Source organism: Psychrobacter sp. NPDC078409, from assembly GCF_050268505.1.
Lineage (GTDB): Bacteria > Pseudomonadota > Gammaproteobacteria > Pseudomonadales > Moraxellaceae > Psychrobacter.
Genome location: NZ_JBNNGW010000008.1, coordinates 61877 through 76648 on the forward strand (window position 1 = coordinate 61877; position 14772 = coordinate 76648).

General features: G+C 43.8%; 14 protein-coding genes. 7 read left to right on the forward strand and 7 right to left on the reverse strand.

Features of this window, described 5'->3' with window-relative positions; genetic code table 11:
- Positions 1–86: 86 nt before the first annotated feature.
- Entirely contained in the window at positions 87–686 is a 600-nt protein-coding gene (locus tag ACQKC9_RS13265) for a YceI family protein (RefSeq protein ID WP_427622252.1), read from the reverse strand.
- Between the two features lie 503 nt (positions 687–1189).
- On the opposite strand from ACQKC9_RS13265, the gene ACQKC9_RS13270 reads away from it, so the two are divergent.
- Positions 1190–1468: a type B 50S ribosomal protein L31 gene (locus ACQKC9_RS13270; RefSeq protein WP_057761772.1), complete on the forward strand. Its 279-nt coding sequence runs from the start codon at positions 1190–1192 to the stop codon at positions 1466–1468.
- A gap of 111 nt (positions 1469–1579) precedes the next feature.
- On the opposite strand, the gene ACQKC9_RS13275 is transcribed toward ACQKC9_RS13270, so the two are convergent.
- The 4 genes from ACQKC9_RS13275 to ACQKC9_RS13290 all read right to left on the reverse strand — a co-directional run bounded on the left by ACQKC9_RS13275 (position 1580) and on the right by ACQKC9_RS13290 (position 6236).
- Positions 1580–2440, reverse strand: coding sequence for an SGNH/GDSL hydrolase family protein (locus tag ACQKC9_RS13275; RefSeq protein ID WP_427622253.1), 861 nt, complete (start codon positions 2438–2440; stop codon positions 1580–1582).
- The gene (locus ACQKC9_RS13280; RefSeq protein WP_427622255.1) at positions 2434–3831 is read right to left on the reverse strand and encodes a nicotinate phosphoribosyltransferase; all 1398 of its coding nucleotides are present in this window, start codon (positions 3829–3831) and stop codon (positions 2434–2436) included. Before ACQKC9_RS13280 ends, ACQKC9_RS13275 begins: the two co-directional genes overlap by 7 nt.
- 208 nt (positions 3832–4039) lie before the next feature.
- Positions 4040–5107: a bifunctional nicotinamide-nucleotide adenylyltransferase/Nudix hydroxylase gene (locus ACQKC9_RS13285; protein ID WP_057761766.1), complete on the reverse strand. Its 1068-nt coding sequence runs from the start codon at positions 5105–5107 to the stop codon at positions 4040–4042.
- Between the two features lie 139 nt (positions 5108–5246).
- Positions 5247–6236 carry an alpha/beta fold hydrolase gene (locus tag ACQKC9_RS13290; protein WP_427622256.1) on the reverse strand — a complete coding sequence of 330 codons (990 nt, stop codon included), beginning with the start codon at positions 6234–6236 and terminating at the stop codon, positions 5247–5249.
- A 539-nt stretch (positions 6237–6775) separates the two neighbouring features.
- On the opposite strand from ACQKC9_RS13290, the gene nfuA reads away from it, so the two are divergent.
- A complete protein-coding gene (gene nfuA, locus ACQKC9_RS13295; RefSeq protein ID WP_057761762.1) occupies positions 6776–7459 on the forward strand; it encodes a Fe-S biogenesis protein NfuA in 684 nt (227 codons plus the stop codon).
- A gap of 255 nt (positions 7460–7714) precedes the next feature.
- The gene (locus tag ACQKC9_RS13300; protein WP_191114275.1) at positions 7715–9037 is read left to right on the forward strand and encodes an O-acetylhomoserine aminocarboxypropyltransferase/cysteine synthase family protein; all 1323 of its coding nucleotides are present in this window, start codon (positions 7715–7717) and stop codon (positions 9035–9037) included.
- Between the two features lie 111 nt (positions 9038–9148).
- Here the strand turns inward: ACQKC9_RS13300 and ACQKC9_RS13305 are convergent, their stop codons facing one another.
- Together ACQKC9_RS13305 and rsmI are read right to left on the reverse strand one after the other, a co-directional pair.
- The gene (locus ACQKC9_RS13305) at positions 9149–10168 is read right to left on the reverse strand and encodes an adenosine kinase (RefSeq protein WP_427622257.1); all 1020 of its coding nucleotides are present in this window, start codon (positions 10166–10168) and stop codon (positions 9149–9151) included.
- A gap of 53 nt (positions 10169–10221) precedes the next feature.
- Positions 10222–11178, reverse strand: a complete 957-nt coding sequence (gene rsmI / locus ACQKC9_RS13310) for a 16S rRNA (cytidine(1402)-2'-O)-methyltransferase (protein ID WP_427622259.1) — start codon at positions 11176–11178, stop codon at positions 10222–10224.
- Between the two features lie 131 nt (positions 11179–11309).
- Here rsmI and ACQKC9_RS13315 point away from each other — a divergent pair, with 131 nt between their 5' ends.
- The 4 genes from ACQKC9_RS13315 to ACQKC9_RS13330 all read left to right on the forward strand — a co-directional run bounded on the left by ACQKC9_RS13315 (position 11310) and on the right by ACQKC9_RS13330 (position 14684).
- The gene (locus tag ACQKC9_RS13315) at positions 11310–11795 is read left to right on the forward strand and encodes a YraN family protein (RefSeq protein ID WP_427622260.1); all 486 of its coding nucleotides are present in this window, start codon (positions 11310–11312) and stop codon (positions 11793–11795) included.
- Between the two features lie 439 nt (positions 11796–12234).
- Complete coding sequence (locus tag ACQKC9_RS13320; RefSeq protein ID WP_165597908.1) at positions 12235–13035, forward strand: BON domain-containing protein; 801 nt, start codon at positions 12235–12237, stop codon at positions 13033–13035.
- Between the two features lie 237 nt (positions 13036–13272).
- Positions 13273–14268 (forward strand): alpha/beta hydrolase, encoded by a 996-nt coding sequence (locus tag ACQKC9_RS13325; RefSeq protein ID WP_427622262.1) that lies wholly within the window; start codon positions 13273–13275, stop codon positions 14266–14268.
- Between the two features lie 164 nt (positions 14269–14432).
- Positions 14433–14684, forward strand: a complete 252-nt coding sequence (locus ACQKC9_RS13330; protein WP_057761749.1) for a BolA family protein — start codon at positions 14433–14435, stop codon at positions 14682–14684.
- The last annotated feature ends 88 nt before the right edge of the window (positions 14685–14772 follow it).

Consider the following 14772-nt stretch of genomic DNA (forward strand, 5'->3'; position numbering starts at 1 on the left):
ATAAAAAAGCAACCTGCCTCTATAAGTGAGGGTAGGCTGCTTTTCTCATTTTTTTCAAAAGCCGTTAGAGAGCTATAAGCTTACAGTTATTTCTTTTCTACTAGCTCGCCATCGATTTGGATAGGGACATTGGTCGTGATACCGTCAGCGTAAGCGGTCATACCATAAGCGGCGCGATCAAGTGTACCAGTAGCGCGGAAACCAACGACTGGCTCTTTGGTAAGAGGGCTATTAGCGATTTTGTTTAACGTGACATCTAGGGTTAGTGGTTTGGTTTGACCAAGTAAAGTAAAGTCACCCGTTACTTTAGCCTGCTGCGGATTAATGAATTTGACCTGAGTAGATTTGAAAGTCATGTTTGGATACTTTGCAACATTAAAAAACTCATCTGTCTTTAAATGCTTGTCACGAGCATCCCAATTGGTGTCGATACTATCAGTCGCAATGGTAAAGTCCATGCTGGTTTTATCGGGAGCTTTAATATCGTAATTCACCATACCTTTGACATCATTGAAGTGGCCCATGGTGGTTGAAAACCCCAAGTGACTGACAGAAAATCCAACACGAGTATGGGAGTCATCTAGCTGCCATTGAGTCGGTAGGGCGGCGCTTGCCATGGTAGTAACTGCTAATGCTGAGCCAATAAATAGTGCTTTGGTGGCCGTGCTTATTTTAGTATTTATCATTAAATATTCCTTATTTAATTCAGTTAAGTTACGAGTGATTGAGAAGTAAATTAGTTGCTGGTAGCGATGTTCAAATGGAGTTTGTATCGCGTAGCTGTACCCTTTAAGCATACTATGTATAATTAAGAGCTAAGGTTGTATTTGGTTAGATTATCTACAATAGTAGATATCATTGATTAATTTAACTAACTTTATTACTGTACTAAAATCAATCGCCTATCTCAACACTCTCGAGCTTTCAGTGACAACTTATCACATATCTCTATCACAACTGCTCCTTGCGTCTTACGTCAAAAACCGTTAAAATCGCGGTTTAATTTTCCCGCTGGGGAAAGGCTAAGCGAACAGAAGGGTGGTGTTGGGTGCTGGAATAAGCCAGTGACGCAGTTGCCATACTTGTAATGTCCTTAGTGCCTCAGTTACGTATGTCATTATTTGTTTGATACATCATCGCTGATGCTGTATTTAGACGTCGTACATACATCGGACCTAGAGAGTATATTATGCGTAAAGATATCCATCCTAATTACCAAGAAGTTTTATTCCACGACACTAACGCTGACGTGTTCTTTTTGACTCGCTCAACTGCTAAGACTAAAGCGACTCGTGAATACGAAGGTAAAGAATACCCATACTACCCACTTGATATCTCAAGTGCGTCGCATCCATTCTATACTGGTGAGCAACGTAAAACTTCTACTGAAGGTCGTGTTGCAAGCTTCAACAAACGCTTTGGCGCATTTGGTGGCCGTAGCAAGAAAGCTGCAGACGCTGCTGAATAATTTACACTTATGGTGTAAATATATTTTGCTAAGCAATAAAAAACCGCTGATTATTCAGCGGTTTTTTTTGGTTTAATTTTCTATTATCTAAAAATAAAGCTAACAGTCTATTTAGCGCTCAAATTCAGTAGTAGATGAGTCCGATAACTGAATGGAATCTAGTAACTGAATAATGGTTTCTACGATTTGCTGTGCCCAATAGCCGTACATCAGACTGCTAGGATGAAATCCATCACTGGCAAACATCACATTGATATCGATAGCCGAGCCATTTGCATGCTCTTCTAACATCCGTGTAAAGTCGGTTGCCATATAGGTGACACTAGCATGAGCCGCACAAACCTGCTGTAATATCTCATCCAGTACTGAGGCTTTTGCACCTACAAAATTATTGAGCGGGGCAGGGATTGCGGGCATTTGCGCCATCGGCGGCAAACTTAAAAAAACCAATTCTCGTACGCCAAATTTGCGCTGTGCAATATTGATAATGTCTTCAATTTGCTGTTGCCATTTATGTACAGAGACATTGGACGTCGTATCATTGACCCCTACGCTTAGCAACATCACATCAATAGGCTGCTCAGGAGCCGGTAGAACATATAACCTGCGTAGAATATCAAAGCTGGTATGACCTGTTGTCGCTTGCAATGACCAATTGAGTCGAGCAAAGTTTGCTTGGATAGCTTTGTTTTGCTCCAGTATCGGGATGAGCTTACCGACCAACGCTTCTTGCTGCGTTTGACTACCCACACCTGCTGCTGCCGAATCACCGACGACCATAAGGTTAAATGTCTTAGCGTCTTGCGTTGATGCTTCACCATTCGCTTGAGGCAGGTCAATCACGCCGTGCCTTTCGCCATGTGGTTCAGGCAAGCGGACTGTATCACGCTTGATTTTGCGACCTTGATAGAGGTAGACAGGAGCAAGTAAGACGTCTCTTGCGACCGATGTCAGCTTATTAGTGTCTACCATCCTGCACGTTCCCTAATAGTCGTGAGACTGTCTTCAATTAACAATTTACCATCGACGTAGACATCATGTAATAGATTGTCAGTTGGGTCGCTCATCTCATTTTCTTTTATGGTTGTTAGCTGGCCGCTATCGGATTTTACCAGTGCCAATCGTCCTTTTTTCGAGCGTTTTGAGCGGCTGGTGACAGGATCTTTATAAATATCCTTCCATGCGCCATCGATAGAGATAGCGCTAGATTTCATTGCCCAACTCATGGTGTCGCGGTTGACTTGCTGCAATAGACCACCGCCCATACCAAATGTCACGTTTTCTATGCTAAAGCCTGCTTTGATGACCACATCAATAATTTTACTTAAGCTTTGCGAGCTGATACCATCACCTTGGATGATGCGTACGTAGTCGGGTAGCACTTTATAGCCTTTGCTGTTTATGGTCGTACCGAACTTCACTGCCAAGCGCTCTAACGCTTCACGGACGACTTTGGTAGGTTCGCCGCTGTCTGGACGAATGACCAAAGTGCCGCCCATATTTTTGACTTCGTCTTTTAAGGCGTCGCCCCAGATATTGTCGATGGCATTCCATAAATCATAACTATCTGAAACGACCGAAAAGGCTTTGTCTTTACCGCCAAACTGCTCGATCATATTGTGAAAAGCAGCAGTCTCGCTATCACGTCCCCAAGCTGTCATCGTACTGTGCTCGGCTGCTGGAATAGAGAATGCAGGCATATCATCACCCATCTGATACCAGCGACTAGCAGCAATAAGCGCTGTCATCGAGTCAGTACCAGCAAAGTTGACCAAATGCGCTAAGCTACCAAGCGCAACCGTTTCTTGGCTCGATGCACCGCGCGCGCCAAAGTCATGCAAGCGAAAAGGCAGGGACTCTGTATTGTCCGCTGATTTTTCTAACGCTTGACGGATAATGTCTTTGCAATAGTGAGAGACACTAGCGACCGTAGATGGATACCAAATCGCACGCAATAGCGCTGTTTCAATATAGCTGGGTAGCCAGTAAAACTCAGGATCGGTGTTGATCACTTGGCAGACTACATTGGATACAGGCACGATGCTGCCTTCGGGCACGGCTTGTATACGTAGTGGCAAGTAGCCGTCGTGTTTTTCAATCAAATGCTCCCAGCCAGCACGATTGAAGGTTAGGCCATGCGCCTGAATAACCTTTTCGGCCTCATCGATATCTTGATGAGTGATAGACGTGCTTAGGTACTCTTTGATAAAGGCTTGTAGACCAAAGAACACCACATCGTAATCGCCTTTGCGCGCTTCAATGTAGCTTGACAGATACTCACTTCCGCTTGGATATTGCACCCAATGTGAGGTTTTATAGCTGTCACTATTTAAGATTAAATTGTTTAGATTACTGGTATACATCACAGAACTCCTCTGCTTTGAAATGCCGCAGCTGTTTTAATAAAAGAACAGTGGCGGCGGTTGATTGCCGTCTATCGGCGTTGGTATCAAGTTATTAGTGAGATATTTAGTGATAGCTGTTTTGATTATAATTTGCTCAAGTAGCTATTAGAAAAGCTACTAAAAAGACTACCAAAGAAAGCTACTAGAAAAAACGATTAGCAGCGAACTACAAGCCAACCATTTTAGTAATAATCGCATAGTGATCTTCAAACATCATCTTCGCATCGAGCTCTGCTAATGGTAACCAAAATGCTTTGGTCGCATCATCGCCGCCTTTTACTTTTGGCAAACCTTTTGGATCGTTTTTGAGCTGAAAATAAAACGCTTGAGTAATGGTGCGACCACGCGCTGAGCGATATGGATCGTCAAAGGTATGTTGGCTATGGCAGGAGCCACGCAATACTGGTTCAGGCACTTTGAGGCGAGTTTCTTCGCGCAGCTCACGGATACAAGCATCAAATAGCGTCTCTTTTGGATTTAAAAATCCACCTGGTAGCGCCCAGAGTCCACGCCCTGGCATACTGCGTCGCTCAACCAGTAGGATATGGCCTGACTGTACAATCAGTGCATCGGCTGTCATAAAGGTCGGCGGGTACGGTGCTGATTCCCACTGTCTTTTATATTTATCGATAAAGTCTGCTTCTTCATGCAGTTGATGATAATCGTCAGTTTGTTTGAATGCATCGAGGACGTTGCGCGTCGACTCAGGCGTACGCTCGGGCGTCGGCGTGGCACCCATCAGATAGCTATCACGAATAGGAGTGGCTGATAAGTTATGATAATTGGGCACTGACACAGAGTCCCAGTTGGGGAACAGTGACAGATAGTACGATGAGCTGTCTTTTGAATGACCAATCAAACCAATATCCGTCTGCAAGTCGCCAGTGACAGATTTTACACCTGCCTGTACATACTGTAGCCAGCGGGTGTCATTGTAGAGTGCATCGTCTAGACCAACACAGTGAATGCGTGCGGCTTCTTCTTCAGAGTAGGCGCCTTTAATCATTGCGGCACGCTCAGCGACGCTAAACGGATTACGTAAGCTACGTGGCAAGTTGGCTGAGCCAATCAGCATAATCACTTCGTCTGAGCGTTTTAGCGCCTCATCAATGACAGCTTTGTGCCCAGCATGAAACGGCTGAAAGCGTCCGATAAAGACTAGATAACGATAGTGTTTACTGCTTTTCTGATCTAGGTTTTGCTTATCTGACTGTTGCTCTGATAATTCACTCATAGACGCCAACTTCCTACGACTTATTTTTATTGATTAAAAATTAATGACGCTAATACTGACACAGCCTATGACTTTCTGACAAGTATAAAGATGTTTAGGGGTGTGTCATTATCGAAATTGTCCAAACGATATCTCTACTTTAACTGGAATGCTTTTCTATCCATGCCGTCACCGTTGGCCATATCTCTGTTGCAGCATTGCGGCTAACCATAATGCGACTGTGCGTATAATCATCTAAATCGCCATTACTAAGCGAGTACTCTCGAAAGACATTGGTTGAATTGTTAAAGCCATCAAAAAATAAGCGACAGCCGCGAGTAGGGGAGATGAAGGTATCGCCTTTTGCGCTAATAGAATAAACAGGAATGGTAATCTGAGCCATATGATGTCGATAGTCGATAAAGTTATCGCCAATATTCTTTTGCTGATTAATGCTTTCGTTCATTTCGTCTATATTCGTCCTGCCCTTATCAAAATGAGCCTTTTTTAAAAAGCTACTTTTAAAGTTTTTGTGCAAATTCCAATCGTACCACTGGGTCATCGTATAGTAGCTTTCGTTAAAAGGGCCTACCTTAAACTGCTTAGCGGGTATAAAGCCGACCAATCGCGTAAGTACCTTGGCTGTAAGGATTTTCGTGTAGCTGGTCGAGTCTTGCGCTGCTCCAAAAGCTTGGCAGGCAAACATACTGATGCTATTGACCTTATCGATATAGCTTGGGTTTTGGACAAGAAACATGGTCAAACCAACACCGCCACCACTATGAGTGACGCAATGTAGGTTATCGAGTTTTAATTCTTCAAAGAAATAACGAAAAGTCGCTTCATAGTCGTAAGTGGCGACGGTCTCAAAGTTGAATCTTTCTTTCGGTAGGGAGCTATTACCATGCCCGCGCCATTCCATGATGTAGCAATGATGACCAAGCCCTGCAAAATATTCAGCGATTTTGAGGCAAGTTTGCTTGTCAGAAAACGTACCATGCGTCAAAAATATGTTTTGCGGTGTAATGTTAGGCAGGCTGTTTTCTGATGTATTGGCTATCGTATCTTTGTTTGGATTATCGACTACTTTCCAAACGGCAATTTTCTCATCGTCCTTGGTAGTTACTAGGTGCAACGTCCGTGTCATCATAAAATGATCCTATCCAAAAAATACATAATCTTTATACAAGTAGATATTTATAAACGCTACTGCGCAAAATCATTCAAATTAACAATACTACGTCAAAACCAGATGACTTGCTCGGACTAGATGTGAACGGTATGGCATATCGAAAATGCTGAGTGCGCTTGATAAATGGCACAGCTGTCTTTATATAGAGAATAACTTGGCAGCCTACACAATCATTCAGCGTGTTTATCTGTCATGGTTTAAATATGAAGTTACTTTACCACCTGTTAGCATCATTAAAAAAACCAATGACGACCATTTACAACGGTCGCTATTCAATTCACAGTAGCGTGGTCGGAATTGATGCTTGATTCAGGTATAATGACTGCTATAGACCGATTAAATTTTATACTCATGTCGACCAATGTCATACAATAATAAATCGAAAATATTGCCAGTCTGCATGCCCTATATAAATCGTAAACATTTTAAAAATCCAAATTCACGACACAGTAGCCATAATAGATATAGCGTTTGTGTCATAACGCATAGGAAACATTATGAGTGAGCAAAACCAAGCTGATAACCAACTAGACCAAACTGCTGGCTATGAATCAGCCCTAGATACCGAGCAAGTCGAAGCGAAAAGTAACATCACTATCACTGAGTCAGCTCAAGGCTACTTAGCAGATTTGTTATCTAAGCAAGATACCGATGGTATCGGTGTGCGTATTTTCGTTGAGCATCCTGGTACGCCGCGCGCAGAGTGCTGCATGGCTTATAACCAACCGGGCGAAGAAGACAGCGCTGACTTGCGTTTTACGTATGAAAACTTCTCTGCCTTTATTGAGGCGGCGTCAGTACCTTATCTAGAAGACGCGGTCATTGATTATAATAAAGACCGTTTTGGTGGTCAGCTGACTTTCCGCGCACCAAACTCTAAAGTACCTAAAGTAGGCGCTGATGCCAGTGTCGAAGAGCGCATTAACTATGTATTGCAGTCAGAGATTAATCCTGGCTTGGCAGCGCATGGCGGTGACGTACAGTTACTTGAGCTGATTGACGAAGAAGGTATTGGTCTAACCGCTGTATTGAAATTTGGTGGTGGTTGCCAAGGGTGTTCAGCGGTTGATATGACTCTACGTCAAGGCGTTGAAGTGCAGCTAAAACAGCAAATTCCAGAATTGACCCAAGTGGTTGATGAAACTGACCATACTCGTACAGAGAATGCTTACTACAAATAAAATAAAAAATAGTTAAAAGCAAAGTGGCTGCTACAAAGGTGGCCATCATCTCTAGTATAGATATGCCTGTTTGGTTTGCTGCTTATGAATATTTGTCATGAAGAGATGAATATTTTGCTATTCTTTTAATAAAGAAGCTGAGTTATGATGAACTCAGCTTTTTTTATTGCTATGATTTAGCAGACAGTTTTTTAAGGTGACTTTTGAGCGATACGTCGTTAATAAATCATCTTTTATCAAATAAAGGAATGTACTATGAGTGATGGATCAGCAGACCAGCAGACAGCCCAACCATTAGAAACCCCTCAACGTCTTGAGACCTTAGCGATTCATGCCGGCTATAGTGTAGAGCCAACGACCAAAGCAGTTGCCGTGCCTATTTATCATACCAGTTCATATGCGTTTGATAATACTCAGCATGGTGCAGATCTGTTTGATTTAAAGGTCGCAGGCAATATCTATACTCGTATCATGAATCCGACCAACGCGGTGCTAGAAGAGCGTGTGGCTGCACTAGAAGGTGGTATCGGTGCGCTTGCCGTAGCTTCTGGTATGGCTGCCATCACTTATGCGATTCAGACCATTTGTGAAGCAGGCGACAATATCGTCGCTGTATCAACGCTATATGGCGGTACTTACAATTTATTTGCCCATGCATTGCCGCGTCAAGGTATCGAAGTGCGCTTCTTCGATCATAAAGACCCAGAAGCCATTCGTGACTTGATTGATGACAAGACCAAAATGGTTTTTGCCGAGAGTATCGGTAACCCACTAGGTAATATCGTTGATATTCAAGCGCTTAGTGATGTCGCTCACGAATACGGTGTGCCTGTCGTGATTGATAATACCGTGGCGACGCCTGCGATATGCCGTCCGTTTGAGTTCGGTGCAGATATCGTGATTCACTCATTGACCAAATATATGAGCGGGACGGGGACATCAATCGGTGGTGCGATTGTTGATAGCGGTAAGTTTGCTTGGGGTGATTATCCTGAGCGTTTCCCACTCTTGAACACGCCAGATCACAGCTATCACGGTGTGAACTTCGTCAAAGATGTAGGCGCGCCAGCCTTTATTGCTCGTGCTCGCGTTGCGCCATTACGTAATACTGGCGCAGCCCTCAGCCCGCTCAATGCTTTCGGTATCTTGCAAGGTATGGAGACGCTAAGTTTACGTATGGAGCGTCACGTGCAGAACGCACAAGCCGTCGCAGAATATCTGCGTGACCATGATAAAGTTGCTTGGGTGAAATACGCAGGTCTGTCTGACCATCCTGAGCACGAGCTTGCCAAAAAATACATGAAAGGCACGCCTTCTGCTATTTTGACCTTTGGGGTAAAAGGCGGACTGGAAGCAGGAGCGCGCTTTATTGATGCGCTGCAACTGATTACTCGTCTGGTAAACATCGGTGATGCGAAGTCATTGGCCTGTCATCCAGCGACGACCACCCATCGTCAGTTAAATGAGCAAGAGCTAGAAAATGCAGGCGTTAGTACGGATATGGTACGACTGTCGATTGGTATTGAACATATCGAAGATATCAAAGCCGATCTCGCGCAAGCATTAGCTTCTGCTTAACAACAAGCGCTTATTAAATTGAGCGAACTGTTTAAGCAAGTCTAATATAAAAAAAGCCCATATCAGGTCGATATGGGCTTTTTATTTGCGTCAAATATACTTATTTAGCATTTAAGCAGATAGGACACGCTGAGCGATATCTCGATAGTCATGCGAGGCAAGACGTGGTCCAAACTGCTGGATGACTTGTGACGATATTTCGCTGGCAAGACGTCCACACTCTGGCAAGCTATAATGCTGCGATAGCGCATATAAGAAGGCACCCGCGTAGTTATCACCTGCACCATTGGTATCGATGACACTGGTTACGGCAGGCGTTGCCACGTCGTAAACTTCAATTTCCGACTCGTCATCAGGCTTGTGGGCAATGACCGCGCCGTTGGCACCATCAGTGACGACTGCTGTTTGACAGTGATCAAGCAGGGCACGGGCAGCGGCTTTGACTTGTTTTTTATCGGTGAATAGCTTGGCTTCTTCGCTATTGCAGAATATCAAGGCGACTTTATTGCCGAGCATATTAAGTAGGCCGTCTTTGGCAAATTTTACTACAGCAGGATCCGCAAAACTCACGGCGATTTTTGCATTATGAATACCGGCTTGTTGGCGCAGTTGCGTCATTGCTGGTTGGATGCTTTCAGACATGGCCAAATAGCCTTCTAAATATAGCCAGTCTGCTTGCGTCAACGCGTCAAAATCGACATTGTCAGCTGCGATTTCGCTTGAGGTGCCAAGATAGGTCTGCATGGTACGCTCGCCATCTTCGGTGACCGCGACCACACAAGAGCCGGTCACACCGCCTGCATGGATAGATTTGTCTGAGGTTGCGACGCCTGCTTCGTGCAAGTCTCTGAGGTAAAACGCCCCTTGATCGTCATCACCGACGCGGCAAGCATAAAACGGCTTACCGCCAAGGCTGGCAAAGGTAAACATCGTATTGGCTGCTGAGCCACCGCCGGCTTGTTTTGATGGCTCAATTTCAGCCAACTTAAAGTAAGCCAGTAGTTGCTGCTGCTCCTCAAACTCTGCTAGTGTCATATTACCTTTGGTCAGCTCGGTCTCTTCTAGCGCAGCATCTGACAGCACATACTCGTGATCAACCAACGCATTACCTATTGCCATTACATCGTACATTGCTTATTTCTCCTCAATTCATTTATAAATGGTTATCTTTTTATTATTAAAAACTAGTCAGCTTGCAGCTCTAGTAGACGCTGATAAAGTGCATTCTTTTTTACACCAGTGATATCAGAGGCCAGTGCGGCTGCTTTTTTGACCGATAAGTCCTCTAGTAAACGCTGTAGCAATTTATCATGCGTACTGATGTCGTCAGTATCCTTTGCAACACCGACCCCAGCGACGACCACGACGATTTCACCGCGTCGCTGATTGTCATCTGCTTTGACAAACTCGACCAACTCGCCAAGGGTGCTCTTGTGTACAGTTTCAAACGTTTTGGTCAATTCCCGGCAAAAAGTCACTGCACGGTCTGCACCAAATATCGTCGCCATATCTTCTAGACTAGCTACGATGCGATGCGGTGCTTCATAAAATATCAGCGTTTCGGTACGTGCGATTAGATCGCTCAGTTGTTTTTGACGACCGTGAGTTTTGGCAGGCAAAAACCCAATAAAGCTAAATCGATCTGATGGTAACCCTGCTACTGACAATGCGCCAATTGCAGCAGAAGCCCCAACGATAGGAGATACAGTTACGCCCGCTTCATGTGCGGCTTGTACCAATTGATAACCTGGATCACTGACCAGTGGCGTACCAGCGTCACTAATCAAAGCAACCGAATGACCTTGTTCAATCATTTCAATGATTTTAGGCGTTTGAATAGCGCTATTATGTTCGTGATAAGCCCATAGCTTGTTATGGCCTTTTTGCTTCGTTGTGGTCTCATCATCTTCTACACTACTTGTGGCATGATGGGTCTCTGAGCTTTTTGCTTCATCCGTTTTACTTCCTTTGGTATCAATACCAAAATGCGACAACAGCTTACCTGAAGTGCGAGTGTCTTCACAGGCAATGATCGCGACCTGCTTTAAGACATCAATCGCGTGTGGCGTCATGTCGGTCAAGTTGCCAATCGGCGTGGCAACGATATAGAGACAAGCTGGCATCGCAGTAGGGGTAGACATGAAAACCTCGGGTTATTAACAATAATAGTGCGCTAGTATGTACAGTCGTTATCTAAGATTTTTCAGTCAAATAATGAGTGAAGAAATCGACAGATTGTGAGAGTAGAATGCGCAGAAGTGGCTAGTTTAGCATGTTGTGCTATGATAATTCTCAAATGTTAATCAGACCAATTAACCTTATGCCGAACCATAAGCCCTTAATCTTAACCTCACCAAAACAACGCCAAGGTAGTCGGTTTGAGCATCAGGCGTGTGAGTATTTACAAACGCAAGGGTTGAGGTTGGTCGCACAAAATTGGCAACAGCCAAAGATAGGTGAGCTGGATCTGGTCATGATTGAGACAAGTTCAGCATGGTCAGCACTAGTATTTATTGAAGTTCGCCAGCGCAAGTCCTCGAATTATGGCGATGCAGCACTCAGTGTGACAGCCAGCAAACAGCGTAAAGTTATTAAGACAGCACAGTCCTTTTTGCAGCAGTATCCTGAATATGCTCATTATGATTGCCGGTTTGATGTCATTGCTTACAACACAATGAATGAGTTGAGTCTAAAAGATGAGCAGTTAGACAATCAACCAGAATGGATTCAAAATGCTTTTATAGCCAGTGCATGGTAATAGAGTAAATAAGATAGATGCTGCCAAGTGAAGCATCTAACCACATCTGACAAGTAAGGTTCGTTACTAAAAAGCTAACCGCTGATGGCCAAAATTAAGTAAAGTAGCGGTTATAGTCAACTCTCTATAAATCAGATAAAGTATTAGGGCGTGTCCTCAATTCAATCGATAGTTATCTAAACGGGTTAAAAATGGCTAAATCTTGCCAAATGGCGTCAAATAGCTGACTAATATCTCGATATTATCTGCGCTATTTTCCTTGTTTGACTGCGATTTATCTCATTTTTATCACCATTTTTAAAATGAGGACACGCCCTAGCTTATAGCTATTTCTAGCTCGTCACTACTAGAGCGTGTTTTCTTCAAAATAAAGACACGACCTAGATTAAGATTTGTTCAATTTATAAAATTGTCACAACCATGTTCTAAGAGGTAAATAATGACACGGATGCATTTGCGCACTGCTATTTTTGGTTCATCACGCCGTATTACGACTGGCATTATGATTGCTGCCTGTGTTGTCAGTACAGGTTGTGCCACCAACTATCTGACCAACAGTACAGAAGGGACTTATGGTGTGCCAATGACTGAGCGCACGATTCCGCAGCGTCTGCTCGATCGTAGTATTGAACATACTGCCAAAATCAATGTATATGGGCTAAAAGAAGACTTGCAGCAAACCAGTCGTATGGGTATCGATAGCTTCAATAGCGAAGTGCTGCTCACAGGTGAAGTACCAACTGAAACGCTCAAAGCAGAAGTAGAAAAAGTCGTTAGCTCTATGCCAGATGTACGCCGTGTCTACAATGAGATGGAAGTCAGTGCGTCAAAAGGGTATAGCTCAACGGTTCATGATGGTTATATCACTTCAAAGCTACTGGCTAAAATAGCCGCCAGCGATGGCGTAAGTGCGTCACAAATTAAAGCCGTTACTAATAATGGCGTGGTCTATATTATGGGCCGTATGACACCCACTCAGCAGAGTCATCTGATTGATATCGCCAATGGCACTGTTGGGGTCACTGAGTTGGTATTGCTGACAACTGTCGTTGACGATAGAGGTGTCAAAATAAATAATGATGACATCATGTATGAGAATAATTTGGCCAATCCTGCAGTAGCGCCAGCTGCCCAAGATACTACTATCAGTACGGCAACGCCTATCGTCATAACGGAAGAAGAAGCCACTACTACGCAGCCGTCATCAAGCCCTTATATTGACCTTTATCAGAATCAATAAAAAACCTTAGTTCGCCATGCAATAAAGGACGTTAATCACAATAAGCCTAAATAGTGATAACAGTAAAGGCACGAGAAATCTTCAGCCAGTGAGTACTATATCAATAGCAAAAGGTAGCAGAGTCAGCGCATTAGCCAACGGTACTAATATTAAAAACGTCACTGGATAATGGATGAAGCATTATCGCTGTTAGCCTGTTACTACTGATTGATAAATAAATATAATAGGATACTGGTCATGAAGGATTCACAGGCAAATATACAACCAAATGAAGAAACAAGTGTCATTGGTAATATAGGCATACACAATAAACCTGCTCATAAGAAAATACGAACGTTGAGATTTGGCGGTGCGGCAATATTGGCATTGGGCAGTATCGCGTTAGCCACGCAAAACGCACAGGCATTATCACCGCTGGCTATCGTCAATGGGATTACTTCTAGTGGTGGCGTTGGGGTGAGTAAGGATATCTTATACGGTGATCAGCCTTCACAAGACTTAGACATCTATTATCCAAAACCGCTAGCACAAGCAATGAAATCTCAGAGTGCTATCAACACTAGCTATCCTATGGTGGTATTTGTCCATGGTGGTTCATGGGAGAGTGGTAATAAAGAACAATACGCCTTTGTCGGTCAGAGCTTAGCCAAAGCAGGGTATGTCACCGCAGTGATTAATTATCGTAAAGCGCCTGAGCACGTCTATCCTGATTATGTCAAAGATGCAGCTCAGGCAATTGCTTGGAGTATTGAAAATGCGACCAGTCTCCATGCTGATCCGTCACGCCTAGCTGTGATGGGGCATTCTGCTGGCGCGTTTAATGCCGTTGCAGCCGTTGCCAACGAAGACTTTTTGGCGCCTTATGGTATTAAGCCAACAGATATTGCAGCCGTTATTGGGATTGCAGGTCCTTATAGCTATGATTTCCGCAAGTTCAGTAGTGCAACAGCGTTTGGCCCCAATGCTACGCCTGATCAGGTGATGCCAGATCGTCAGATTAAAGGTGCACAGCCGCCGTATTTACTATTAACCGCTGAAAAAGATAAAATTGTACATGTGACTAATACAATTAAAATGACAGAAGCGTTTAAAAAAGCAGGCGTAACCGTTGAAACGGGCGAAATAGAAGGGGCTAGTCATGCGACCAGTATTGGTGCGATGGCACCTCCGCTGCGCTGGGTCAATGATGTACGTGCGCAAGTATTGACCTACTTGGATAAAACGCTCAAATAGCTTATCACTATGCGTATCGACGACTTTTGGCCGTTTAATTGATAGTACTGTCTTAATGCTTAAACACACTTGAGCAAGACAGTACTGTAAGATATGCAAACTCTTGTTATAATGTCATCACTTTAAATCTATACCCTATTCTAAACTTTAAGGCAGATTATTCTATGAGCATGAACGCTGACGATTTGATCGCATTTTTACAGACTCACTTCCCAGACGCTTTTATTCAAGCTGCCAACCAAGGTAATAAGTTTGACGTACGCGTGGTCGATGCCAGCTTTGAAGGCAAACGCGCGGTTCAACGTCAGCAAGCAGTATATGCGTTGGTCAATGATAAGATTGCGAGTGGCGATATTCACGCACTCAATATCCAAGCTCTGACGCCTGCTGAGTGGGACGCTCAATCAAAAGGCTAATTAAATAGCTGTCTATATGACTAGATATTACTGAATTGGCCATATGCATGGTTGAGCGCTGTAATTCTGGTTTTCATAATTTTTTATA